Consider the following 23,015-nt stretch of genomic DNA (forward strand, 5'->3'; position numbering starts at 1 on the left):
GCGGGGGCACCCTCGCCGGCCGCACTTCCCAATCCGATCCGTCGGACGACTCCTCCATCCAGAGGATGCCCTCCGAAGCCCGAGAGGGGGATCGAAGCCCGACGCGAACGTCAGGGCCTCAACAAATCCTGAGCGATCGCCAGCCTCAGAAGCTCGGCGAGTTCGCGTGCCGCGCGATCCTCGGCGTTGCGTTCGGCACGCAAGGCAGCAAAGGACTGTCTCGGCACGTCAAAGGACGCCGCGATGCTCCGCTTGCCGGCGCCAACGACCTTGCCCGAAGCGATCTCGACCAGCGTATAGTTCGAAGTCAGCGTCATGGTTGCCGCAGTCGGCTCGTCTTCGGTGGCGCGCTGGACGACCGCCGATGCCGTCTTGCGCTCCGTGACATCCAGAGTCAGGCCATAGAGCGGGGTAGGCGGCTGGCCGGCACCACCATTCAAGCCGAAGATCAGGTGGTTGCGCACCTGCTGCGCGTAGCGCGTCTGAACCGGCTTGATGGCGACGGTGTTCAGCCCTGGGGCGACCGTTCCGGCCGCGACACCCGAAACCACCGGGGCATCGGAGTAGAGCGGGCGAACCGTACAGGCCGAGATTGCGGCCATGGCGGTCACGGCGCCGAGCACGGCGAGACCGCGCGGCAAGAAGGTTCGGATGCTGCGCGTCTGGTCAGGCAACGACATTGACGATCCTTTGCGGCACGACGATCACCTTGCGCGGCGCTTTACCTTCGAGCGCCTTCTGGACCGACTCCAGCGCAAGCGCCGCCTTTTCGACGGCAACTTGATCTGCGTCGCGAGCGATTGTCAAATCCCCGCGCTTCTTGCCGTTGACCTGCACCGGGTAGGTGAACTCGTTGTCCACCACCAGCGCCGGGTCGAACTGCGGCCAGGGCCGCTCGGCCACAAGGTCCGTGCCGCCCAGTGCGGCCCAGCCCTCTTCGGCCAGATGCGGCATGAAGGGCGCGATGAGATGCACGAGGATCTCGACCGCTTCACGGGTCGCCCCCTTGAGGGCGTCGTCGCCCTTGCCCTCAGCGATCTCGCCCACCGGGCCGGACAGCACGTTGGCAAGCTCGTAGATGCGGGCGATGGAGCGGTTGAAGGCGAGCTTTTCGATGTCCTCGCCGACCGCCTTCAGCGCCTTGTGCGCGGGCTTGGAGACGGCTCCCGCCGCGCCCTCGCCCGAGGATGCCGGCTTGACGCCGGCCAGCGATTCGGCCGCCATGGAAATGATGCGCCACACGCGCTGCACGAAGCGGTGCGCGCCGGCCGCGCCGTCATCGGTCCATTCCACGTCGCGCTCGGGCGGCGAGTCCGACAGCATGAACCAGCGCGCGGTATCGGCGCCGTAGCCGTCGGTGATCTCTTCCGGGCTCACCGTGTTCTTCTTGGACTTCGACATCTTCTCGAGCGCACCGATCGTCGCCGGCTTGCCGGTCGCAATCTCGATGGCGGTGCGCACGGTGCCGTCGGTGTCCAGCCGCACCTCGGTCGGCGCCAGCCAGCGGCCGTCGTCAGACTTGTAGGTCTCGTGCACCACCATGCCCTGCGTGAACAGGCCCTTGAACGGCTCGGCAAGGTCGAGGTGGCCGGTCTCGCGCATGGCGCGGGTGAAGAAGCGCGAATAGAGCAGGTGCAGGATCGCATGCTCGATGCCGCCGATATACTGGTCCACCGGCAGCCATTCATTGGCGGCCTTTGGATCGGTCGGCTCGTTTTCCCACGGCGCCGTGAAGCGGGCGAAATACCACGACGAATCGACGAAGGTGTCCATCGTGTCGGTCTCGCGGCGGGCGTCCTTGCCGCATTTCGGGCACGTCACATGGCGCCAGCTCGCATGACGGTCGAGCGGGTTGCCCGGCTTGTCGAAGTCGATGTCGTCCGGCAGCTTCACCGGCAGGTCGGCGCGCGGCACCGGCACTGTGCCGCAGTCGTCGCAGTGGATCATCGGGATCGGGCAGCCCCAGTAGCGCTGGCGCGAAATGCCCCAGTCGCGCAGGCGGAACTGCACCTTGCGCTCGCCCACCGGGCGGTTGCCGATGGTCTGCTCGCCGAGGCGGTTGGCGACATCCTCGAACGCCTGCTCGGGCGTCATCCCGTCCAGGAAGCGCGAATTGATCATCACGCCATCGTCGGTATAGGCCTCCTCGGTGACCTGGAAGGTCGCCGCATCCGCGCCTTCCGGCATCACCACCGGCACGACCGGCAGGCCGTATTTGTTGGCGAAGTCGAGGTCGCGCTGGTCGCCCGAGGGGCAGCCGAAGATCGCGCCCGTGCCGTATTCCATCAGCACGAAGTTGGCGACATAGACCGGCAGTGTCCAGCTGTCGTCGAAGGGGTGGACGACGCGGATGCCGGTGTCAAAACCCTTCTTCTCGGCCGTTTCGAGGACCGCCACCGAGGTGCCCATGTGGTGCACTTCCTCGATGAAGGCGGCCAGCTCGGGGTTCTTCTCGGCGGCCTTCTTGGCCAGCGGGTGGTCGGCGGCAACCGCCATGAAGGAGGCGCCGAAGATGGTGTCCGGGCGCGTCGTGTAGACTTCCAACTCGGTCTCGCCATTCGGAGCAGTGCCGTCGGCGATCGCCCAGCGGAGCAGCAGGCCTTCCGAACGGCCGATCCAGTTGGACTGCATGGTGCGGACCTTCTCGGGCCACTCGGTCAGGCCTTCGAGCGAATCGAGCAGGTCCTGCGCATAGTCGGTAATCTTGAAGAACCACTGCGTCAGCTCGCGCTGTTCGACCAGCGCGCCCGAGCGCCAGCCGCGACCGTCGATGACCTGCTCGTTGGCGAGCACCGTCATGTCGACCGGATCCCAGTTGACCTTGGACGACTTGCGCGTGACCAGTCCCTTCTCGACCATGTCGAGGAACAGCATCTGCTGGCGGTGGTAGTAGTCGACGTCGCAGGTGGCGAACTCGCGGCTCCAGTCGATCGACAGGCCCATCACCTTCAGCTGCGCGCGCATCGTGGCGATGTTGTCGTAGGTCCAGTCCTTGGGGTGGACCTTGTTCTGCATCGCGGCGTTTTCGGCCGGCATGCCGAAGGCGTCCCAGCCCATCGGGTGCAGCACGTTGAAGCCCTTGGCGCGCTTGTAGCGGGCCACCACGTCGCCCATCGTGTAGTTGCGGGTATGACCGATATGGATCCGCCCCGACGGATAGGGGAACATCTCCAGCACGTAGTACTTCGGGCGCGGGTCCTCGTTCTTCGTTTCGAAGAGCTTCTTGGCGTCCCAGGCTTTCTGCCATTTGGGCTCGGTCGCGCGCGGATTGTATCGTTCGGTTGCCATCGGATGTTTTTCACTTAAAAGCGTGCATGGAACCGGGGCGAAAACCCGCGGTTCAGGAAATCGTCGTGGGTGTTCATCATGGATTCCCGGACCCGTCAACTCCAGTGGGGCAGAGGCGGGCAAAAAGCAGCAGGGCCAGGGCATGGAAAAGTCGGTCGAACAGCTTCTTGAGGTCAGGCGCAAGGTTGCCGCCGCCGAGCTTGAGGCGGACCGCCCGGAAGGCGCGGCAACGCTGGTCGCCGTGTCGAAAACCTTCGACGCCGATGCCATCCGTCCGGTGCTCGAAGCCGGCCAGCGTGCTTTCGGCGAGAACCGGGTGCAGGAGGCGCAAGGCAAGTGGCCGGCGCTGAAGCAGGAATTTTCCGGCATTGAGCTGCATCTCATCGGCCCTTTGCAGTCCAACAAGGCCAAGGAAGCGGTGGCGCTGTTCGACGTCATCGAGACGGTCGACCGCGAGAAGATCGCCGCCGAGCTGGCCAAGGAGATCGTCAGGCAGGGCCGCGCGCCAAAGCTCTACGTGCAGGTCAATACCGGCTCCGAGCCGCAGAAGGCCGGCATCGAGCCACGCGAGGCGGTGGCGTTCGTGAAACGCTGCCGCGAGGTTCACAATCTCGCGATTGAGGGCCTGATGTGCATTCCCCCGGCGGAGGAAAACCCCGGCCCGCACTTTGCCCTGCTCGAAAAGCTGGCGCAGCAGGCCGGCGTCGAAAAGCTGTCGATGGGCATGTCGGGCGACTACGAGACGGCGATTGCCTTCGGCGCGACGAGCGTTCGTGTCGGCTCGGCGATCTTCGGCGCCAGGTAGACCACGAGCCAAGGAAGGCTTGCGAGGCAAGCAGCAGCCCAGCTTTCAGACCGGGCGCCAAACGAATTCGACATCGGCAAGGGGCACATGACAGGCACAACTGCGGCCCTCGAGATTTTGCTGCCCATTGCAGCCGCCGCCTTCGGCATGCTTGCCTTCGCTATCCTAGCGCGTCTGCTCGGCTAGAATAAGCCGCCGGCGGCCCCGCGCTGGCGCCCGAGAAATCAGACAGCAGAATTGAGCAAGAAAAACTTCTTCTCGAAGTCCGGCCCAACTGCCGTCAGTGCAGCACGAACTCGCCCTTCACGTTGCGCCATTCGTTCGGGGCGATCATCAGCCTGTGGGTATAGCGCACCGAGTGGAGCGGCCCATCAAGCCGCGTCTCCCAGAACCGGATGAACCTGAACAATCCTGGAAACTCCGGCGCCAGGTCGTAGTCCTGCCAGATGAAAGTCTGCAAGAGATGCGGATGGTCGGGCATGTGGTAGAGAAACTGTGCCGTGGTCAGCCCGTAACCCTTGAGCATCAGTTCCAGTTCGGAAACGTCGCGCATGGCTCTCACCGCTTCCTGCCGCTTCTCCCCGCAATATAGTGAATCTTCCGGCCGGATGCTTAATCGTACATAGAACGCGCTTCCTGCCCAAGGGTTTCGTTCATAAAATCAATAGCTTGGCACTCGCTTCACAGAGTGAGTGCCAAGGCATCCTGCATCGTCTCGAACATGGCTAGTTCTCCTCGACGCAGTGCAAATCCAAGGTCTAATATTGTTCCCCATCGCGGAATGATATTAATTCGGGCCGAATACGAGCACCGCCACGGCACAGCGGCAGTTGCGGCGTGTTTGCCAGGTCCTGGGGAGAGAATATGTCCGATACGAAGGTCTACCGCGTTCAGCCGGCGTGGAAGAAGAATGCGCTGATCGACGATGAAACCTATCTGAAGTGGTATGCCGACAGCGTGAAGAACCCGGACAGGTTCTGGGGCAAGCACGGCAAGCGGATCGACTGGTTCAAGCCCTTTACCAAGGTCAAGAACGCCTCCTTCACCGGCAAGGTCTCAATCAAGTGGTTCGAGGACGGCGTCACCAACGTCTCCTACAACTGCATCGACCGGCACCTGAAGAAGCGCGGCAACCAGACCGCCATCATCTGGGAAGGCGACAATCCCTACGACGACAAGAAGATCACCTACAACGAGCTCTATGAGCATGTCTGCCGGTTCGCCAACGTCTTGAAAAAGCATGGCGTCAAGAAGGGCGACCGCGTCACCATCTACATGCCGATGATTCCGGAAGCGGCCTATGCGATGCTCGCGTGCACGCGCATCGGCGCCATCCACTCGGTGGTCTTCGGCGGCTTCTCGCCGGATGCGCTGGCCGGCCGCATCGTGGACTGCGAATCGACCTTCATCATCACCGCCGACGAGGGCCTGCGCGGCGGCAAGGCCGTTCCGCTGAAGGAGAACACCGACAAGGCCATCGACATCGCCGGCCGCCAGGGCGTGATCGTCAAGAACGTTCTGGTGGTGCGCCGCACCGCCGGCAAGATCGCCTGGTTCGCCAACCGCGACCTCTGGTACCACGAGGAGACCGCCTCGGTTAAGCCGGACTGCAAGCCCGAGAAGATGAAGGCGGAGGACCCGCTGTTCATCCTCTACACCTCCGGCTCGACCGGCAAGCCCAAGGGCGTGCTGCACACTACCGCCGGCTATCTCGTCTACGCCTCGATGACCCACCAGTATGTCTTCGACTACCATGACGGCGACGTCTACTGGTGCACCGCCGATGTCGGCTGGGTCACCGGCCACAGCTACATCCTCTACGGTCCGCTCGCCAACGGCGCCACCACGCTGATGTTCGAGGGCGTGCCGAACTATCCGTCGGCCTCGCGCTTCTGGGACGTGGTCGACAAGCACCAGGTCAACATCTTCTATACCGCCCCCACCGCCATCCGCGCGCTGATGGGCGCGGGCGACGACCATGTGAAGAAGACCTCACGCAAGAGCCTGCGCGTGCTGGGCTCGGTGGGCGAGCCGATCAATCCCGAAGCCTGGGAATGGTACTTCAACGTCGTCGGCGAGAAGAAGATTCCGATCGTCGATACCTGGTGGCAGACCGAGACCGGCGGCATCCTGATCACCCCGCTGCCCGGCGCCACCGACCTCAAGCCCGGCTCGGCCACGCGGCCGTTCTTCGGCGTAGTGCCGCAGCTGGTCGACAATGAGGGCAAGGTGCTGGAGGGCGCGGCCGACGGCAATCTCTGCATCACCGAATCCTGGCCGGGCCAGATGCGCACGGTCTATGGCGATCACGAACGGTTCGTGCAGACCTACTTCTCCAACTACAAGGGCAAGTATTTCACCGGCGACGGCTGCCGCCGTGACGAGGACGGCTATTACTGGATCACCGGGCGCGTGGACGACGTCATCAACGTCTCCGGCCACCGCATGGGAACGGCCGAGGTCGAGTCGGCGCTGGTCAGCCACGACAAGGTGTCCGAGGCCGCCGTGGTCGGCTATCCGCACGACATCAAGGGCCAGGGCATCTACAGCTATGTGACGCTGATGGCCGGCGTCGAAGCCACCGAGGACCTGCGCAAGGAACTCGTCGCGCATGTGCGCAAGGAGATCGGTCCGATCGCCTCGCCCGACAAGATCCAGTTCGCGCCGGGCCTGCCCAAGACACGCTCGGGCAAGATCATGCGCCGCATCCTGCGCAAGATCGCCGAGGACGATTTCGGCTCGCTGGGCGACACCTCGACGCTTGCCGATCCGGCCGTGGTCGACGACCTGATCGAGCACCGCCAGAACAAGAAGGGGTAATTCGCCACTTGCGCATCGGATCGCCGGGCCCCACATTGGACGCCGTGTTCAACCAATCGAAAGGAGGTGATCCAATGTCGAGTGATTTCGTTTTCCAGAGTGAGGTCTCGGCGGATTGCCTTCGCGGGGAGCAGCCTCTTCGCTGAAGCGCATGATGTGCGGCCCGCGGTCCTGACGGATCGTAGCTTGCGACCGCACGCTGGACGAAAGAACGGGAAGGCCGCCTGCGTCGCAAGAAGCGGCGGCCTTTTCCTTTTTGGTCGCGTGGCGGCCCGCAGCAGAGCTTACTTGGTCAGGACCAGTGCCTCGATATTGGAGGAGATTTCCTGGAACGCACTGTCGAGTTCCTTGCCCGTGGCCGCCTCGAAATAGTGCCGCACCCAGCCGCTGTCCGGGCTGGCGCAATCCTTCATGGTCGCCTTGGCGTTGGGCTCCTGGAGCATGAAGCCGACCGTGAATATCTCGATGCCGGCATCGCGCATGGCCTTGCACAGTGTCTTGGCCGCGTCGCGCGTGGCTTTCTTGCCGAGATCGTTATAGGCCTGCTTCTTGTCGCTGACGTCGAAGTAGGACAGGTTGAATTCGCCGTCGGTCATGAGGATCGCGTATTTCGCGACCTTCTTCGGATCGGGGCTTGCCGGTCGTGAGGCTGTCCCGACCGTGTCGCCCCACTTTTCCGAAAGCATGTACCAGCTCCACTGCACGCCGATATGGCCGGCCGTGCCGCCTTCGGCAACGAAGCTGTTGATGGTCTTCTTGAGCGCCGCGCCATCGGCGGTAAGCGGCATGATCGCCGTCGAGGGGCATGTCGTCGTGCTGTAATAGTCGGCGTAACCGGAAAGCAGGTAGTCGCGGTGCACCATGGAAACGTCCGGCCCGACATCGGTATACTGATGGGCGCCGGGGCGCTCCGTCGCGCAATTGTCGAGCCTCGCTCCTCCGCTTGAAACGAAAATCGGATCGGCGTTGCCACCCGTCCGCTGCCGATCCGCGGCGACCTTCTCCACAAAGACGCTCTTGGCCGCCAGCGCCCCGACATTGACCGAGTTGGCATATGGCACGAGCGCGATGCGCACACGAGGCTTGGCGGCGTTCTGGCTCCCCAACAGCGTTGTCACGGCGTTTGTCGCAGCCGTCTTGAGATCGGCGATCTTGCTGCCTTTCATCGAGCCTGTCAGGTCCAGCATCATCGCCACTTCGACCGCCTTGTCGCTATAGAGCGCTGCCGAATCGACACTGACCCGGGGCGCCAGCACCGAAAACAGCGGAAAGCCCAGCAAGACGTTGGCGGAGACGCTGGCCGAGACGGTCTTGGCTGCCATGTCGACGTTCAGGCTGTCGAGGGTGTACGTTGCGGTCGTCGCAAATCTCGGATCGGTGTTGGCATCGAGGAACCCCATCACCACCGACTTGGCATCCTTCTCCGTGATCTTGCCCGTGGTCAGGTCGCGCGCCGTCGAGGTGACGGCAGCGTCGAGCGCATGCTGCAGGCTCGACTTGAGGTGGTAGGACTGCGCGACGTTGACGCCAAGACCTACGCTCATCATCAGCACGGGCGTGGCCACCGCCGTCAGAAGCGCAAAATTGCCCCTGCTGTCGCCAGAAAGCGCCTTCGCCTGCTTTATCAGCCCGTTGATCGCACGCATGCCTGCTTCCCCCGTTCAGCTGTCTGGATCGACAATTGCCGGGAGCGCTGCAGGAATTCGGCCAGCTTCGCGCCAAACGCGTCAGAAGCGCGACATGCGACAGTGTAAGTTATTGATTTTTATATTCTGGACCCAAAAACAAGGTGAATAATAGGTAAACGACGATGCGGCAGCAAAAATCGCTTTACCAACTGTTCACCATAAGATGGGCGCCGCCCTGGCCCCGCGCCAAAACGGGGCAGGCGATCGTCCCGAAACGGGTCATTAACCCACGCGAGGGTTTGGGCTCAGAAGTCGGCAGCTATGCCCTTTATCTCCCAGTCGCCGTAGCGCACGGGCTCCTTGCCGCCGCGGCCGCCCAGTTCGCGCGGCACGGCCGCTTCCTGTTCGAGATAGGCCTTGCGGCGGGCTTCGGCTTCCTTCAGCGCGCGCTCGGCCGCCGGCGTCAGCTTCTTCGGTTCCGGTGCGGCTGCGGCGGCCTCCGTTTCGGCCGTTTCGGTGACATGCTCGGCCATGGAAACTCCTGCCTATGTGATTGAAACCTGACGGGTTGCTACCCATCATATAGCGAAACATGTAGCGGGGATCGACCCGTTCCCGCGGCCCCCGATTGGAGACCAAGAATGAACCTCATACGCACCGCCATGCTGCTGGCCTTCATGACCGCACTGTTCATGGCGGTCGGCTATTTGATCGGCGGCGGCAGCGGCATGATGATCGCCTTCCTGATAGCGGCGGCGATGAACATCTTCAGCTACTGGAATGCTGACAAGATGGTTCTGCGCATGAACAACGCGGTCGAGGTCGACGAGCGCAGCGCCCCCGAATACTACGCCATCGTGCGCGAGCTGGCGCGGCGCGCTGGCCTGCCGATGCCCAAGGTCTACCTCATCGACAATCCGCAGCCTAATGCCTTTGCCACCGGGCGCAACCCACAGAATGCGGCGGTTGCCGCCACGACCGGCCTGCTGGAGCGCCTGTCGCATGAGGAAGTGGCGGGCGTGATGGCGCATGAGCTTGCGCATGTCCAGAACCGCGACACGCTGACCATGACGATCACCGCGACGCTTGCCGGTGCCATCTCCATGCTCGCCAACTTCGCCTTCTTCCTTGGCGGTAGCAGCAACCGCGAAAACAACAATCCGCTCGGCATGGTGGGCATGCTGGTCGCGGTGCTCGTTGCGCCCTTTGCGGCCATGATCGTGCAGATGGCGATCAGCCGCACCCGCGAATATTCGGCCGACCGGCGCGGCGCAGAAATCTGCGGCCAGCCGCTGTGGCTGGCTTCGGCCCTTGACAAGATCGCCCGCAACGTCGAACGCATCCACAATCCCGAAGCAGAGCGCAATCCCGCAATGGCGCCTCTGTTCATCATCAACCCGCTTTCCGGCGAGCGTATGGACAATCTGTTCTCCACCCACCCCAATACCGAAAACCGCATTGCCGCGCTTCAGGACATGGCGCGCCAGGGCATGGGCGGCAGCGGCGGCATGACCAGCCGCGATGTCAATGCCCCTCCGAGCGCCGCACGCGACACCGGCTCGCGCGGCGAAAGCGGCCCGTGGGGTGCGTCGAAGCCGTCCGAGCCCGATTCGGGACCGTGGGGGCATAAGCCGACCGGACCGAAGGGTCCCTGGTCGTGAGCGTGGACGAGCGGCGGCGCACGAAACCGAAGAAGTCATTTTCCAAACCAGCCGCCTCCGACCGCGGCGACGGCAATGGCGCGCCCGGCCTCGCCGCGCGCAAGGCGGCCGCAAAACTGCTGGCGGCGGTGATCGACGCACATACCTCGCTGGACGGCCTGACCGACCATGACCACGGCCATCCGCAATTCCGCGAGCTCGACATGCGCGACCGCGGGCTGGTGCGCGCCATCCTGGTCACGGCGCTGCGCTATCGCCGCACCATCGGAAACCTGATCGCCGCGCGGCTGGAGCGGCCGTTGCCGGCCAACGCCACAGCACTTTCGCACATCCTCAATGTGGCGGCCGCGCAGATCCTGTTCCTCGACATTCCCGACAGCGCAGCGGTCGACCTCGCCGTCACCCACGCCAAGGCCGACCCGCGCACCGCCCGCTTTTCCGGACTGGTCAACGGCGTGCTGCGCGCCATCGCCCGCGGCAAGGAAGCCGAGCTTCCCGCAATGCTGGCGCGCACGCAGGACGCGTCTGACTGGTTCTGCGACCGCCTTGCCGAGACCTATGGCGCCGAAGCCGCCAGAAAGATTCTGGAAGCCCATCGACTAGAGGCGCCTGTCGATTTCACCGTGAAGTCCGACCCCGAGGGCTGGGCAGAAAAATTTGGCGGCATCGTGCTGCCCACGGGTTCTGTGCGAGTGTCCCGGCTTCCCGCCGACGTGCCCGACCTGCCCGGCTTTGCCGAAGGCGCCTGGTGGGTGCAGGACGCGGCGGCCGCCCTGCCCGCACGCCTGTTCGGTGATGTCGCCGGGTTGCATGTCGCCGACCTTTGCGCCGCCCCTGGCGGCAAGACGGCGCAGCTTCTCGCTGCCGGCGCGCGCGTCACGGCCATCGACAGCTCGAAGAACCGTCTGGCGCGGCTGGAACAGAACCTTGCCCGTCTCGGCTTTTCGGCAAAGACCGTGCAGGCCGACATTCTGCGCTTGGAGCCCGAAGAGCTTTTCGACGCTGTGCTGCTCGACGCGCCTTGCTCGTCCACCGGCACCGTGCGCCGCCACCCCGACGTGCCCTGGACCAAGACGCCCGAGGACATCGCCAAGCTCGCCGACCTGCAAAGCCGGCTGCTTGCGCGTGCCGTCTCCCTGGTCAAGCCCGGCGGCCGTATCGTCTTTTCCAACTGCTCGCTCGACCCGCTGGAGGGCGAGGAGATGCACGCCGCCTTCCTGGCCACGCCTGGTGTCGCGGACGATCCGATCCGGCCGGGCGAGATCGGGGGCATCGACCCGTTCCTGACACCGAAGGGGCAGCTGCGCACCACGCCGGCTGACATGGATATGGGGCGACCGGAGCTTTCCGGTCTCGACGGCTTTTTCGCCGCGCGGCTTCGCCGAAAGTCTTAATCGCCTATTGACAATAACAGGCTGCCGGCTTCAATTGCACGCATGAATCGCATTCGATATTTTCAACATATCAAAAGTTGCAGGCCTGCGGCCAAATAGATTCGTCTCCGCAGTAAGCATTGATTCGAATAAAATTTAATCTTTTTTTTCAACTTCTATTCGTGGAGGGGCGGTTTTTGTCGATTGCGGCAGGCAACACGGCAGAACTTTGGACACTTGTCGCCAAAGAGCTTTGGCGCAAGACCCGTCGCCGCCTGCGCGCGGGCCCGATCTATCGCTGGCGTTTCACTGGCCGCACGCCAGAACGCGTCCTGATCGCGCCGCCCGATCTCCGTCTTGCCGACCCGCAAGTCGCGCTGGAGATCTATTACGGCCGTTATCCTTTCGCCGGCCATCAGGTCGAGACCGGCGGCCAATCGCCTTTCCACGTCGACGCAGCCAGCCGTAGCTGGAAGAGGTCGTTGCACGGCTTTCGCTGGCTGCGGCACATGCGCGCCGCCGGCACAGAACTGGCCGCCGCCAATGCCCGCGCACTGGTCGGCGACTGGATCTCCGCCCATGGCGGGCATATTGCCGGCGTCGCCTGGGAACCGGCGATCACCGCGCGGCGCATCATCGCCTGGCTGCAGCATTCCTCCGTGGTGCTGCAGGGTGCGGAACTGCCCTTCTATCGCGGCTACCTGCGCTCCCTGGCACTGCAGATCCGTTATCTCCGCTCCATGACGCGCGAAATGCCCGACGGGGAAGAGAAGCTGCGCGCGCGCATCGCGCTCGCCTTTGCAGCACTGTCCCTGCCCGCCTCCACAGCCGCGCTTCGCAGCGCCACGCGCAATCTTGCCGAGGAGTTGAACCGGCAGATCCTGCCGGACGGCGGCCACATCTCACGCAACCCGATGGCGGTTCTGGAATTGCTGGCCGACCTGCTGCCGCTGCGCCAGACCTATGCCAACCAGGCCGAATCCCCGCCGAAGGCGCTGATCGGCGCGGTCGAGCGCATGCTGCCGGCGCTGCGCTTCTTCCGTCATCAGGACGGCAGCATGGCCCGGTTCAACGGCATGGGCGTGACCATCAACGACCGCATAGCCGCCATCACGCGCCACGACGACACCGCCGGGGCACCGCTGCTGCACGCGCCGCATTCCGGTTACGAACGCCTGTCGATGGGCGGCACCACGGTGATCGCCGACACAGGCCTGTCGCCGCCGAGCCTGGTATCGAACAAGGCCCATGCCGGCTGCCTGTCCTTCGAAATGTCATCGGGCCGGCAGCACTACGTCGTCAATGCCGGCGTCGATGCCTATGGCGCGGAGGAATTCCGTCCGCTCTCGCGTGCCACGGCCGCACACTCCACCGCCGCGCTGAACGACACCTCGTCGGCCCGCTTCAGCCATTCGCCGCGCGTCAACGACCTGCTCGGCTCGCCGCTGATCGGGGGCGCGCGGCACGTGCCTTGCCAGCGCACCGATGCCAGGGGCGTGCAGGGCTTCGTTGCCAGCCACGACGGCTATGTCGGCCGCTTCGGCATCTATCACGAGCGAGAGATGATGTTGTCGGACGAAGGCGCGCTGCTCCTCGGCACCGACCGCTTCCTGCGCGAAGGCGGCGCACGGCCGCTGAACGACGGTCGCGACCACGCCACCATCCGCTTCCACCTGCATCCGGACGTCGAACTGTTCCGCGACAGCAAGGGCCGTCTTGTCCTGTCGGCGCCGCAGGCCGATCACTGGGTCTTCACCTGCCGAGAAGTCGCGCCACAGGTCGAGGAATCGATCTTCTTCGCCGGCGTTGGCGGCCCCCGCCTCAGCCGCCAGATCGTGCTTGCGTTCAAGGCCTCGCAAAAGCCCGAGGTTCGCTGGCAGCTGAGCAGAGCAAGCGGTCCCAGCTGACATCCGCTCGCGGCCGCAAAATTGACAACGCAGCGCGGCAGCGTCTAGAGCCCATCCTGGAAAGGCTCTCTCATGGACAACAGCGACAAGAAGGCCGCGATTGCCGCCTACAAGAACCGCGAGGCGAACGCCGGCGTATATGCGCTGCGTTGCGCCCAATCCGGCCAGCAATGGGTCGGCTACGCGCCGGATTTCGACGCGATCATGAATCGTGTTACCTTCTCGCTCCGTCTTGGAAACCATGTTTCACGGACCCTCCAGGCCGCGTGGAACCAGCATGGCCAGGACTGCCTCGTTCTTGAGCAAGTCGAACGGTTCGATCCGAAGATGATCCCCACCGGCGAGGCGCTGAAAACAAGGCTCGCTCACTGGCAGCAGGAACTGGACGCCTTGCCGCTCTGACGGTTAAGCGGGGCGTCGGCGCTTGATTTCCGGCCCTCATGTGGTAGGGCCGAGCCTTGCTCACCCAGCCGCAGAAAGGCCCGCTCCCATGGCCGTCGCCTCCAAGAAGATCCCCGCCCCGGACCTCGTTCCCGTTCGCCGCGCGCTGCTCTCCGTTTCCGACAAGACCGGCCTGATCGACTTCGCCGCCGCCCTTGCCAAGGCCGGCGTCGAGCTGGTCTCCACCGGCGGCACCGCCAAGGCCATCGCCGCCGCCGGCATCGCCGTGCGGGACGTCTCCGAACTCACCGGCTTTCCCGAGATCATGGACGGCCGCGTCAAGACGCTGCACCCGTCGGTGCATGGCGCGCTGCTTGGCGTACGCGACGACCCCGAACATGCCGAGGCCATGCAGGCCCACAATATCCAGCCCATCGACCTCGTGGTGGTAAACCTCTACCCGTTCGAGGAAGTGCGCCAGTCGGGCGCCGACTATGCCTCGATCGTGGAGAACATCGACATCGGCGGCCCGGCGATGGTGCGCGCCTCGGCCAAGAACCACGCCTATGTCGCCATCGTCACCGATCCGGAAGACTATGCCGCCGTGCTGAACGCGCTGGAACTCAACACCGGCAGCCTCTCCTACGAGTTCCGCCAGAAGCTGGCCGCCAAGGCATTCGCCCGCACCGCGGCCTATGACGCTGCGATCTCGGGCTGGTTCGCCGACGCGCTGGCGATCGAGCACCCCACCTGGCGCGCCTTCGGCGGCAAGCTGGAAAACGTCATGCGCTATGGCGAAAACCCGCACCAGCAGGCGGGCTTCTACGTCAACGGCGAGAAGCGCCCCGGCGTTGCCACGGCAAAGCAGTTGCAGGGCAAGCAGCTCTCCTACAACAACATCAACGACACGGACGCCGCCTTCGAGCTGGTCGGCGAGTTCGATCCGGCCCGCTCGGCCGCCGTCGCCATCATCAAGCACGCCAATCCCTGCGGCGTCGGCGAGGGCACGAACCTGAAGGACGCCTATCTCAAGGCGCTCGCCTGCGATCCGGTCTCGGCCTTCGGCGGCATCGTCGCCGTCAACCGGCTGCTCGACGCGGAAGCGGCGGAAGAAATCGTCAAAACCTTCACCGAGGTCATCATCGCGCCTGAGGCCAGCGAGGAAGCGCAGGCCATCATCGCCGCCAAGAAGAACCTGCGCCTTCTGGTGACCGGCGGCCTGCCCGATCCGCGCGCGCCCGGCATGGCGGTCAAGTCGGTGGCCGGTGGCCTGCTGGTGCAGTCGCGCGACAATGCGGTGGTTGACGATTTCGAGCTGAAGGTGGTGACCAAGCGCGCACCGACCGAGCGCGAGATGACCGACCTGCGCTTTGCCTTCCGCGTCGCGAAGCATGTGAAGTCGAATGCCATCGTCTATGTGAAGGACGGCGCCACCGTCGGTATCGGCGCCGGCCAGATGAGCCGCGTCGACTCCTCGCGCATCGCCGCGCGCAAGGCGCAGGACGCGGCCGAAGCCGCCGGCATGGCCGAGCCACTTACCAAGGGGTCAGTGGTGGCGTCCGACGCCTTCTTCCCCTTCGCCGACGGCCTGCTGTCAGCCATCGAGGCGGGCGCCACGGCGGTCATCCAGCCAGGCGGCTCGATGCGCGACGACGAGGTGATCGCCGCCGCCGACGAGCACGGCATCGCAATGGTGTTCACCGGCATCCGGCATTTCAGGCACTGAGGTCTTACCCTCCCCCTTGAGGGGAGGGTGCCGAGCGCAACAAGGCGGGAGGGGTCATCGCGGCAGCGCGCTACCCCCTTGACCTTCACCTTCGTGCAAACCATTGCCGCGCACGGCATGGATTGCCCTCTCCCGGCCTTCGGGCCACGCTCCCCTCATGGGGAAGGGAAAACGCTGGCGCCCACGACGCGACGGCTCATTCTGCACCGCTGCGGCGGCTTCGACGGAGCGGCATGGGTCCCCGGAACCTCCGCACATCGCTATCGCTCGTGCTCCGGCCCGAGGATGACGAGGTGGGGCGGCCGGCGCCAATCGCCAGCGTCGAGGGCTTGCCGGGCACCCTCAATCTCAACCTGTTGAAGGTTCTTGTAGATTGTCGAAGGTTGCTGGAGACGGCCTTGAAAGGATGCCGCAGCCTTTCATCCCGTCGTCCTCGGGCCGGAGCACGAGCGCAGCGAAGTGCGGAGGTTCCGGGGACCCAGGCCTCGGACTCTCAGCCGGCAGTCCGAGGCAAGTTCGGCGTCGGTGGCGGATTGCGGAGATGGCGACCCTAAAGAGGGGCGCTTTCACTTCGCCCTGTCCGCCGGATAGGGTGTCGGCCACAGCACCGCCATGCCGACCGCCAGGAACACCACGATGACCGTCATGCCGAGCCGCGGCGTGCCGGTCATGGCCGTGATCGTCGCGTAGAGGAACGGCGCCAGAAAGCTGGTGGCGCGGCCGGCCAGCGCGTAGATGCCGAAATAGCGGCCCGCCTCGGCAGGCGTCACGCTGCGCGCCAGATAGGAGCGCGACGAAGCCTGCACCGGCCCGAAGGCAAGCCCGATCAGCAGTCCATAGAGGATGTAGGCTTTTTCCGCCGGCGTAGCGAAGAAGCCGCCGGTGTCTGCGCCATCGAGCTGCAGCGCGCCGAACAGCGTGTAGCCCGGCCCGGTGGACAGGATGCCAAGCGTCGCCACGATCAGCAGGGTCAGCGCGATCATCACCACCTTCTTGGAGCCGAGCGACGTGTCGAGACGGCTCGCCGCGAGGCAGCCGAAGATCGCCACGACGTTGAGGATGATGCCGAACAAGCCGATCTCGGTGATCGACCAGCCGAACATCGCCGCCGCGAACACGCCGCCCAGCGCGAGCAGCGCGTTGACGCCGTCCTGGTAGATCATGCGGGCGATGAGGAAGCGGAGAATGCCGCTGCGCCGGCGCACTTCGCCGAGCGTCGACTTGAGCTCCGAGAGGCCGTCACGCACCGCAGGTCCCAAGGCCTTGCCCTTGGCGCTGTCGGGCGTGAACAGGAACATCGGCAGGATGAAGACGAGGTACCACAGCGCCGAAAGCGGCCCGGTGGCGCGCGCATCCTCGCCGAGCTTCGGATCGAGGCCGAACAGCGGCTCGGTGCCGATCAGCGTGAGCCCCGTCTGCGGCGAGCCGGCCAGCAACAGGATCACGAACAGCAGCGCGATCATGCCGCCGATATAGCCGAGCCCCCAGGCGATGTTGGAGATGCTGCCGATCTCCGCCTTGGGCACCAGACGCGGCATCATGGAATCGTTGAAGACGATGGAAAATTCCGCCGCCACCGAGGCGAGCGAGAAGAACAGGATCGTCGGCACAAGCGGCGAGCCGGGCGCCGCATACCAGAGCATGCAGAGGCTGAAGATCTTGATCACCGCGAAGAAGGCGATCCACGGCTTGCGCTGGCCGGTGTGGTCGGCGATCGAGCCGAGGATGGGCGAAAGGATGGCGATGACGAAGCCGGCCGCCGCGATGCCGTAACCCCAGGCCGCCTGCCCGACGGCCGGGTCAGACGCCATGCGCGAGACGACATAGGGGCCGAAGATGAAAGTGGTGACCACCGTGAAGAAGGGCTGCGCCGCCCAGTCGAAGAACATCCAGCCCCAGATGCCGGCGCGCGACGCCCTGCTGCTCTCCATGCTAACCTCGGCCATGTCCCCTCCAGGCAGGATGCCACGTGTCTATGCGGACGCGTGCGCGGTGCGGTCCGCTCCGAACCGCTTCTTGCCCTGTTGTCGACTGCCGGCGATCAGCCGTCAACCGGTCAGGTCGCTCATCAGTCCCGAAGCCACGGTGAGGCGCGAGACAGTGATGTCGCCGCCCTCAGTCAGCCCCTGCAGCCGCTCGCGGATACGCGTGACGCGCCCGCCGCCGGCCTCCAGCCAGGCCGGCACCGGATCGGCCGCCGTGCCGAAGCCGGTCAGCGCCGCCACCGCAATGCCGCGTCGTGCGGCATCGATGGTGTCGGTGGCGCGTGAAAGCGCCAGCTCGTCATAGTAGTCGGACGGCGTGATGGCCCGCGCGGCATCTTCCATGCGCGCGATGCGGAAGGCATCGCTGACCGCGAAGAAGGCTTTTGCCGCCGCCGCGATGTCGGACCTGGCGGCCTTCGCCACCAGCGAGATGTCCGGGATCAGTTCGGCGACATCGCCAAGCGCCAGCCGTTCGGCCAGACCTTGCGGAGCGCCAGCGGCCACGAAGCCGTCGCGGCGGTCGGCCAGACGCGCCTTGTTGAAGGCCGGCAGCAGCTCGGCCAGCTTCGGCTCCAGCGCATGGCGCGCCTCGCGGAGCACCGCTATCTCGTCGTCCACCGGGCCTTCGCCAGCTGCATTTCGCAGATACCAGCTGGTAGCGACGAAGATCAGCCGGCCGACGGAGTGGTAGAGGTCGAGCTGCACCTGCCCGTCGATGCGATTGTCGAGCGCGTCGATCTCGCGATAGAGCGCCGGCAGCTCAAAGCCCGCCCGCACCGCCACGAAGGCACGCACCACGTCGGCCGCGTTGCGACCGGTGGCCTCCTGCAGACGGTTGACGAAGGACGGACCGCCGCGATTGACCACATCATTGGCCAGCACGCGCGCGATGATCTCGCGGCGCAGCCGGTGGCCCTTGATCTCGTCGGCATATTTCTTCGCCATCTTTTCGGGGAAGTACCCCATCAGGTCGCGCTCGAAATGCGGATCGTCCAGAAGGTCGCTGCCGACGATGTCAGAGAACAGCACGATCTTGGCATAGGCAAGCAGCACGCCGAGCTCGGCCCGGGTGAGCGGCTCGCCGCGCGCCTCGCGCTCGGCCAAGGCCGCCGCCGAAGGCAGGAACTCGACCGCACGGTCGAGCAGCCCGCGCGTCTCCAGCGCGTTCATGAAGCGGCCCTGATGGGCGATGTCGGCAAGGCCGCGCTTTTGCTGCAAGGACAGCGCCAGCGGCTGCTGGTAGTTGTTGGAGAGCACCAGCTCTGCCACCTCGTCGGTCATCTCGGCGAGCAGCTTGTTGCGGGCCGGCCGGGTCAGCGCCCCCTTACGCATGGCGGATGCCAGCGCGATCTTGATGTTGACCTCGACGTCCGACGAATTCACGCCGGCCGAGTTGTCGATGGCGTCCGAATTGCAGCGCCCGCCGAGCAGGCCGAACTCGATGCGCGCGCGCTGGGTCACGCCCAGGTTGGCGCCCTCGCCGATCACCTTGGCGCGCGCTTCCGCGGCCGTGATGCGGATCGCATCGTTGGCACGGTCGCCGACTTCCTGGTTGGTCTCGCCGGTGCCACGCAGATAGGTACCGATGCCGCCGAACCAGAGCAGGTCGACATCCGCCTTGAGGATGGCCTTGATGACCTCGGTGGGCGAAGCGGTCGTCTTGGCAAGGCCGATGGCCTTCGCCGCCGCCGCCGGCAACGTCACCGACTTCTGGTTGCGCGAGACGACGATGCCGCCCGCCGACAGTTTTGTCTGATCATAGTCCTGCCAGCTAGAGCGCAGCAGAGCAAACAGGCGCTTGCGCTCGGCGAAAGAGGTCGTCGCGTCCGGATCGGGATCGATGAAGATGTCGCGATGGTCGAAGGCGGCGATGAGCTTCGTCTGCTCGGAAAGCTGCATGCCGTTACCGAACACGTCGCCCGACATATCGCCCACGCCGACCACGGTGAAGGGCTCGCGCTGGATGTCGCGGTTCATCTCGCGGAAGTGGCGCTTGACCGCCTCCCAGGCACCGCGCGCGGTGATGCCCATCTTCTTGTGGTCGTAGCCGGCCGAGCCGCCCGAGGCGAAGGCGTCGTCCAGCCAGAAGCCATGCGCCTCGCTGATGGCGTTGGCGGTGTCGGAGAAGGTGGCCGTGCCCTTGTCGGCGGCGACGACGAAATAGGGATCGTCGCCGTCGCGGCGCGTCACGCCCGCCGGCGGCACGACACGGTCGCCCTCGAGATTGTCGGTCACCGAAAGCATGCTGGAGATGAAGTTGATGTAGGCCGCCTTGCCGGCCTCGAACACCGCGTCGCGGCCGCCGCCCACGGGAAGGCGCTTGGGATAGAAGCCGCCCTTGGCGCCCACCGGCACGATGACCGCGTTCTTCACCTGCTGCGCCTTCACCAGGCCCAGCACTTCGGTGCGGTAGTCCTGCGCCCGGTCGGACCAGCGCAGGCCCCCGCGTGCGACCGAGCCGAAGCGCAGATGCACGCCCTCGACCTCAGGCCCGTAGACGAAAATCTCGCGCCACGGCCTCGGCTCGGGCAGGCCCTCGATGGCGCGCGAATCGAGCTTGATCGCCAGCGACTGGCCCTTCTCCTTCGTATCGGTCACGAAATGATTGGTGCGCACCGAGGCTTCGATGAGGTTGAGGTAGCGCCGGATGATGGTGTCGTCGTCGATGTTCGGCACCTGCTCCAGCGCATCCTTGATCGATGCCTTGAGATGCATCGCCGTCACCTCGCCGTCCTTCACGGCCGGGTCGAAGCGGGCGACGAACAGCTCGAACAAAGCGCATGCGATCTGCGGATAGCGGTTGAGCGCGGCGGCGATGAAATCCTGGCTCTGCGGAATGCCCGCCTGCTGCAGATAGCGGCCATAGGCGCGCAGAATGCCGATTGCCGAGGAGGGCAGCGCCGCGGTCTGCGCCAGCGCATTGTAGCCGTCATTGTCGGCGTCGCCCCGCCACACCGAAAGGAACACCTCGTCGAACAGCGCACCATCGTCGGACAGGTCGATAGGCTTGTTGAAGCCGTTCTCCAGTTCCATGTCGTGGATGAAGATCGAGCCCGCCGCACCGTCACGCACTTCGAAGGTGCGTTCGCTGATGACGCGGAAGCCGGCATTTTCCAGTATCGGCACGCGCCGCGACAGCGCCACCGGCGCGCCGTGGTGATAGATCTTCAGCGAAGCCTGCTCGGGCGTCTGGCCGTGGTCGCGATAGAAATCGATGGCAATCGGGTTGTCGGCACTGATCGTCACGATCTGGCGCGCGTCGGCGAGCGCCTGTTCGGGCGTGAAGCTGTTGCGATAGCTCTCGGGGAAGCGATTGGCGATCCTGGCCAGCCCCGCGCCGGTGCCCGACGCCGCCTCCGCCTCCACCAGCGCGTCTTCCCAGGTGCGCACGATGTCGCGGACCGCCGCCTCGATCGTGGCCTGTTCGACCTCAGGCGTCTTGCCGCCCGAACGGCCGATGATGAAGTGAATGCGGGTCAGCCCGCCCTCGGGGAAGGCCGGATAATAGGCGGACAGCCGGCCTTCGAACACGGTCTTCAGATAGGTGCCGATCTTCTCCCGCACATCCGAATCGTAGCGGTCGCGCGGCACGAAGACGAGCACCGAGACGAAGCGGTCGAACTGGTCGACGCGCACCAGGGCGCGCACGCGCGGCCGCTCGATCAGGCCAAGGATCGCCTCGGCGTTCTTGCTCAGCGTCGGGATCGAGGTCTGGAACAGCTCGTCGCGCGGATAGCTTTCCAGCACATTGATCAGCGCCTTGCCGGAATGGTCGGCGGGGTCGAAGCCGGACGCGTCGAGCACGGTCTGCGCCTTGGAGCGCAGATAGGGGATCTTCATCACCGAGCGCGTGTATGCGGTGGAGGTGAACAGGCCCACGATGCGCAGCTCACCGGCCAGCCGGCCCCTCTCGTCATAGGTCTTGACGCCGATATAATCGAGATAGGCGCGCCGGTGCACCACCGACTTGCCGTTCGCCTTGGTGACGATCAGCGGCTCGGGTCCGTGCAAGAAGGCGCGGATTTCAGGCGTGGTGATGCTGTCGCCGTCGGCGTCGCGCCGCAGCACCAGCACGTCGGAGCTGGCGAGGATGCCGAGGCCGGGCTTGCCGGCGCGGTCGAGCGTGCCGGTCTTCTCGCCGCCCGTATATTGGAACTCGCGCATGCCGAGGAAGGTAAAATTGTCGTCGCGCAGCCATTCGAGGAAGGCGATGGCGTCGGCGACCGCATGCTTCTCGAGCGGCGTCTCGCCATAGCGGAATTGCGAGATCGCCTGGTCGAGCCGGGCGAGCATGTGCTTCCAGTCGGCGACGGCCGCGTGCACCTGCGCCAGCACCTTGCGCAGGCGTCCCTCGAGCTCCGCCGCCTGCTCGTCGCTCAGCGCCTTGACGTGGACATGCACCACGCTCAGCCGGTCGGCGCCGCGGTCGTCTTCCTTGTGCGGACCGCTTTCGCCCAGCACCTCCTCGACACCGTCCTTGCCGTGGCGCACCAGCACCACCGGGTGAGTGACCAGCGAGGCCTCCCCGACGCTGTCGTTGATCTCGCCGAGGATCGAATCGAACAGGAAGGGCATGTTGTCGTTGACGACGGTGACCACCGTCAGCGGCCGCCCGTCGAGCCTGATCTCCGGATCGCGGTCGATGGCGATCACCGTCCCGCCCTTGTGGTGCCCGGCAACGGCGCGTTCGGCCAGTTCCGCTGCGCGCGCCAGCGCGGCAGCATCATAGGCGGCAACGTCCTCGGCGGGTGCTCTGATCAACAGATAGTCGGCGAGCCGGCCCCTTCTGCCAGGCATGTTCGCTTCCGGAGGGCTCTTGACGGCGACGGACTTGCTTTTGGCGTTACTTGCCATGGTGATGAGCCTCCCCCTGCATGCATGCCGGATCGTAACAGAAGAAACACGTGAGACGCCACGATATCGGCGCAAAATGCGGCCGTCCAATGAAAGGCGGATGACGCTTGGCGCTTTCTTTTCGCAGCGTCTGCAAGCGGCCCTTGAGTTTGCATCTGCGCAAACGCGAACGCCCCGGCTTTTGGCCGGGGCGTTTGGTCTGGTTGCGGGGGTTGGATTTGAACCAACGACCTTCAGGTTATGAGCCTGACGAGCTACCGGGCTGCTCCACCCCGCGTCAACTGGTGTTCGGCGTTGGCGAGCAGCCCGGTGGTGTCTGGTTTGCCGGTCCTCGAAGGCTTCGCCTTCTGCGGTCCGGCGGGGCTGCTCCACCCCGCGTCAACTTGCTGGACTTTGGCCGGTTGGCGCCAAAGCGAAGGGCCGCTTGCGCGGCCCGGGTGTCCCGTTTCAGGCGGGCCTTGTCGTTCGGAGAAGATTTTCATGCACTTGGCAGACCTGGCAGCGACTTACTCTCCCGCGTCTTGAGACGAAGTACCATCAGCGCTGGAGCGTTTCACGGCCGAGTTCGGAATGGGATCGGGTGCAGC

The 23,015-nt window shown here is 65.1% G+C and carries 14 protein-coding genes, 1 tRNA gene and 1 rRNA gene; 7 read left to right on the forward strand and 9 right to left on the reverse strand.

The features are described from left to right. Nucleotides 1-110 precede the first annotated feature (110 nt). Complete coding sequence (gene lptE, locus ABLE85_RS22760) at nucleotides 111-680, reverse strand: LPS assembly lipoprotein LptE (RefSeq protein WP_348794992.1); 570 nt, start codon at nucleotides 678-680, stop codon at nucleotides 111-113. After that, the gene (leuS, locus tag ABLE85_RS22765) at nucleotides 667-3,288 is read right to left on the reverse strand and encodes a leucine--tRNA ligase (protein WP_348794993.1); all 2,622 of its coding nucleotides are present in this window, start codon (nucleotides 3,286-3,288) and stop codon (nucleotides 667-669) included. The genes lptE and leuS overlap by 14 nt, the downstream gene beginning before the upstream one ends. Nucleotides 3,289-3,430: 142 nt before the next feature. Between leuS and ABLE85_RS22770 the strand changes: the two genes are divergently transcribed. Next, nucleotides 3,431-4,093: a YggS family pyridoxal phosphate-dependent enzyme gene (locus tag ABLE85_RS22770; RefSeq protein ID WP_348794994.1), complete on the forward strand. Its 663-nt coding sequence runs from the start codon at nucleotides 3,431-3,433 to the stop codon at nucleotides 4,091-4,093. 280 nt (nucleotides 4,094-4,373) lie between these two features. On the opposite strand, the gene ABLE85_RS22775 is transcribed toward ABLE85_RS22770, so the two are convergent. Further along, nucleotides 4,374-4,646, reverse strand: a complete 273-nt coding sequence (locus ABLE85_RS22775; RefSeq protein ID WP_348794995.1) for an aspartate-semialdehyde dehydrogenase — start codon at nucleotides 4,644-4,646, stop codon at nucleotides 4,374-4,376. Between the two features lie 311 nt (nucleotides 4,647-4,957). Between ABLE85_RS22775 and acs the strand changes: the two genes are divergently transcribed. Next, on the forward strand, nucleotides 4,958-6,913 hold the full coding sequence (acs, locus tag ABLE85_RS22780; RefSeq protein WP_348794996.1) for an acetate--CoA ligase: 1,956 nt from the start codon (nucleotides 4,958-4,960) through the stop codon (nucleotides 6,911-6,913). 284 nt (nucleotides 6,914-7,197) lie between these two features. Here acs and ABLE85_RS22785 read toward each other — a convergent pair whose 3' ends face one another. Both ABLE85_RS22785 and ABLE85_RS22790 read right to left on the reverse strand, forming a co-directional pair. Further along, the gene (locus ABLE85_RS22785) at nucleotides 7,198-8,559 is read right to left on the reverse strand and encodes a pilus assembly protein (protein WP_348794997.1); all 1,362 of its coding nucleotides are present in this window, start codon (nucleotides 8,557-8,559) and stop codon (nucleotides 7,198-7,200) included. 287 nt (nucleotides 8,560-8,846) lie between these two features. Continuing rightward, nucleotides 8,847-9,074 (reverse strand): DUF1674 domain-containing protein, encoded by a 228-nt coding sequence (locus ABLE85_RS22790; RefSeq protein ID WP_348794998.1) that lies wholly within the window; start codon nucleotides 9,072-9,074, stop codon nucleotides 8,847-8,849. A 108-nt stretch (nucleotides 9,075-9,182) separates the two neighbouring features. Between ABLE85_RS22790 and htpX the strand changes: the two genes are divergently transcribed. The 5 genes from htpX (at nucleotide 9,183) to purH (ending at nucleotide 15,589) form a co-directional block, all read left to right on the forward strand. Further along, nucleotides 9,183-10,202, forward strand: coding sequence for a zinc metalloprotease HtpX (gene htpX, locus ABLE85_RS22795; RefSeq protein ID WP_348794999.1), 1,020 nt, complete (start codon nucleotides 9,183-9,185; stop codon nucleotides 10,200-10,202). After that, a complete protein-coding gene (locus ABLE85_RS22800; RefSeq protein ID WP_348795000.1) occupies nucleotides 10,199-11,596 on the forward strand; it encodes an RsmB/NOP family class I SAM-dependent RNA methyltransferase in 1,398 nt (465 codons plus the stop codon). The genes htpX and ABLE85_RS22800 overlap by 4 nt, the downstream gene beginning before the upstream one ends. A gap of 176 nt (nucleotides 11,597-11,772) precedes the next feature. Then, the gene (locus ABLE85_RS22805) at nucleotides 11,773-13,482 is read left to right on the forward strand and encodes a heparinase II/III family protein (RefSeq protein WP_348795001.1); all 1,710 of its coding nucleotides are present in this window, start codon (nucleotides 11,773-11,775) and stop codon (nucleotides 13,480-13,482) included. A 72-nt stretch (nucleotides 13,483-13,554) separates the two neighbouring features. Continuing rightward, the gene (locus ABLE85_RS22810; protein WP_348795002.1) at nucleotides 13,555-13,884 is read left to right on the forward strand and encodes a GIY-YIG nuclease family protein; all 330 of its coding nucleotides are present in this window, start codon (nucleotides 13,555-13,557) and stop codon (nucleotides 13,882-13,884) included. An 88-nt stretch (nucleotides 13,885-13,972) separates the two neighbouring features. Then, nucleotides 13,973-15,589, forward strand: coding sequence for a bifunctional phosphoribosylaminoimidazolecarboxamide formyltransferase/IMP cyclohydrolase (purH, locus tag ABLE85_RS22815; RefSeq protein WP_348795003.1), 1,617 nt, complete (start codon nucleotides 13,973-13,975; stop codon nucleotides 15,587-15,589). A gap of 566 nt (nucleotides 15,590-16,155) precedes the next feature. On the opposite strand, the gene ABLE85_RS22820 is transcribed toward purH, so the two are convergent. From ABLE85_RS22820 to rrf, 4 genes are all read right to left on the reverse strand, one after another. Next, complete coding sequence (locus ABLE85_RS22820) at nucleotides 16,156-17,535, reverse strand: MFS transporter (RefSeq protein WP_348795004.1); 1,380 nt, start codon at nucleotides 17,533-17,535, stop codon at nucleotides 16,156-16,158. Nucleotides 17,536-17,637: 102 nt separating this feature from the next. Then, the gene (locus ABLE85_RS22825; RefSeq protein ID WP_348795005.1) at nucleotides 17,638-22,371 is read right to left on the reverse strand and encodes an NAD-glutamate dehydrogenase; all 4,734 of its coding nucleotides are present in this window, start codon (nucleotides 22,369-22,371) and stop codon (nucleotides 17,638-17,640) included. A gap of 257 nt (nucleotides 22,372-22,628) precedes the next feature. Then, nucleotides 22,629-22,705 (reverse strand) — tRNA-Met (locus tag ABLE85_RS22830). A 216-nt stretch (nucleotides 22,706-22,921) separates the two neighbouring features. Next, a 5S ribosomal RNA gene (gene rrf, locus ABLE85_RS22835) occupies nucleotides 22,922-23,015 on the reverse strand; the annotation flags it as partial.

Origin of the sequence: Mesorhizobium sp. KR1-2 (genome assembly GCF_040045035.1) — a bacterium.
Lineage (GTDB): Bacteria > Pseudomonadota > Alphaproteobacteria > Rhizobiales > Rhizobiaceae > Pseudaminobacter.

Bases quoted from the DNA above. Each gene is read 5' to 3' on its own strand.
- lptE (WP_348794992.1), bottom strand. From the start codon at position 680: ATGTCGTTGCCTGACCAGACGCGCAGCATCCGAACCTTCTTGCCGCGC.
- leuS (WP_348794993.1), bottom strand. From the start codon at position 3,288: ATGGCAACCGAACGATACAATCCGCGCGCGACCGAGCCCAAATGGCAG.
- ABLE85_RS22770 (WP_348794994.1), top strand. From the start codon at position 3,431: ATGGAAAAGTCGGTCGAACAGCTTCTTGAGGTCAGGCGCAAGGTTGCC.
- ABLE85_RS22775 (WP_348794995.1), bottom strand. From the start codon at position 4,646: ATGCGCGACGTTTCCGAACTGGAACTGATGCTCAAGGGTTACGGGCTG.
- acs (WP_348794996.1), top strand. From the start codon at position 4,958: ATGTCCGATACGAAGGTCTACCGCGTTCAGCCGGCGTGGAAGAAGAAT.
- ABLE85_RS22785 (WP_348794997.1), bottom strand. From the start codon at position 8,559: ATGCGTGCGATCAACGGGCTGATAAAGCAGGCGAAGGCGCTTTCTGGC.
- ABLE85_RS22790 (WP_348794998.1), bottom strand. From the start codon at position 9,074: ATGGCCGAGCATGTCACCGAAACGGCCGAAACGGAGGCCGCCGCAGCC.
- htpX (WP_348794999.1), top strand. From the start codon at position 9,183: ATGAACCTCATACGCACCGCCATGCTGCTGGCCTTCATGACCGCACTG.
- ABLE85_RS22810 (WP_348795002.1), top strand. From the start codon at position 13,555: ATGGACAACAGCGACAAGAAGGCCGCGATTGCCGCCTACAAGAACCGC.
- purH (WP_348795003.1), top strand. From the start codon at position 13,973: ATGGCCGTCGCCTCCAAGAAGATCCCCGCCCCGGACCTCGTTCCCGTT.
- ABLE85_RS22820 (WP_348795004.1), bottom strand. From the start codon at position 17,535: ATGGCCGAGGTTAGCATGGAGAGCAGCAGGGCGTCGCGCGCCGGCATC.
- ABLE85_RS22825 (WP_348795005.1), bottom strand. From the start codon at position 22,371: ATGCCTGGCAGAAGGGGCCGGCTCGCCGACTATCTGTTGATCAGAGCA.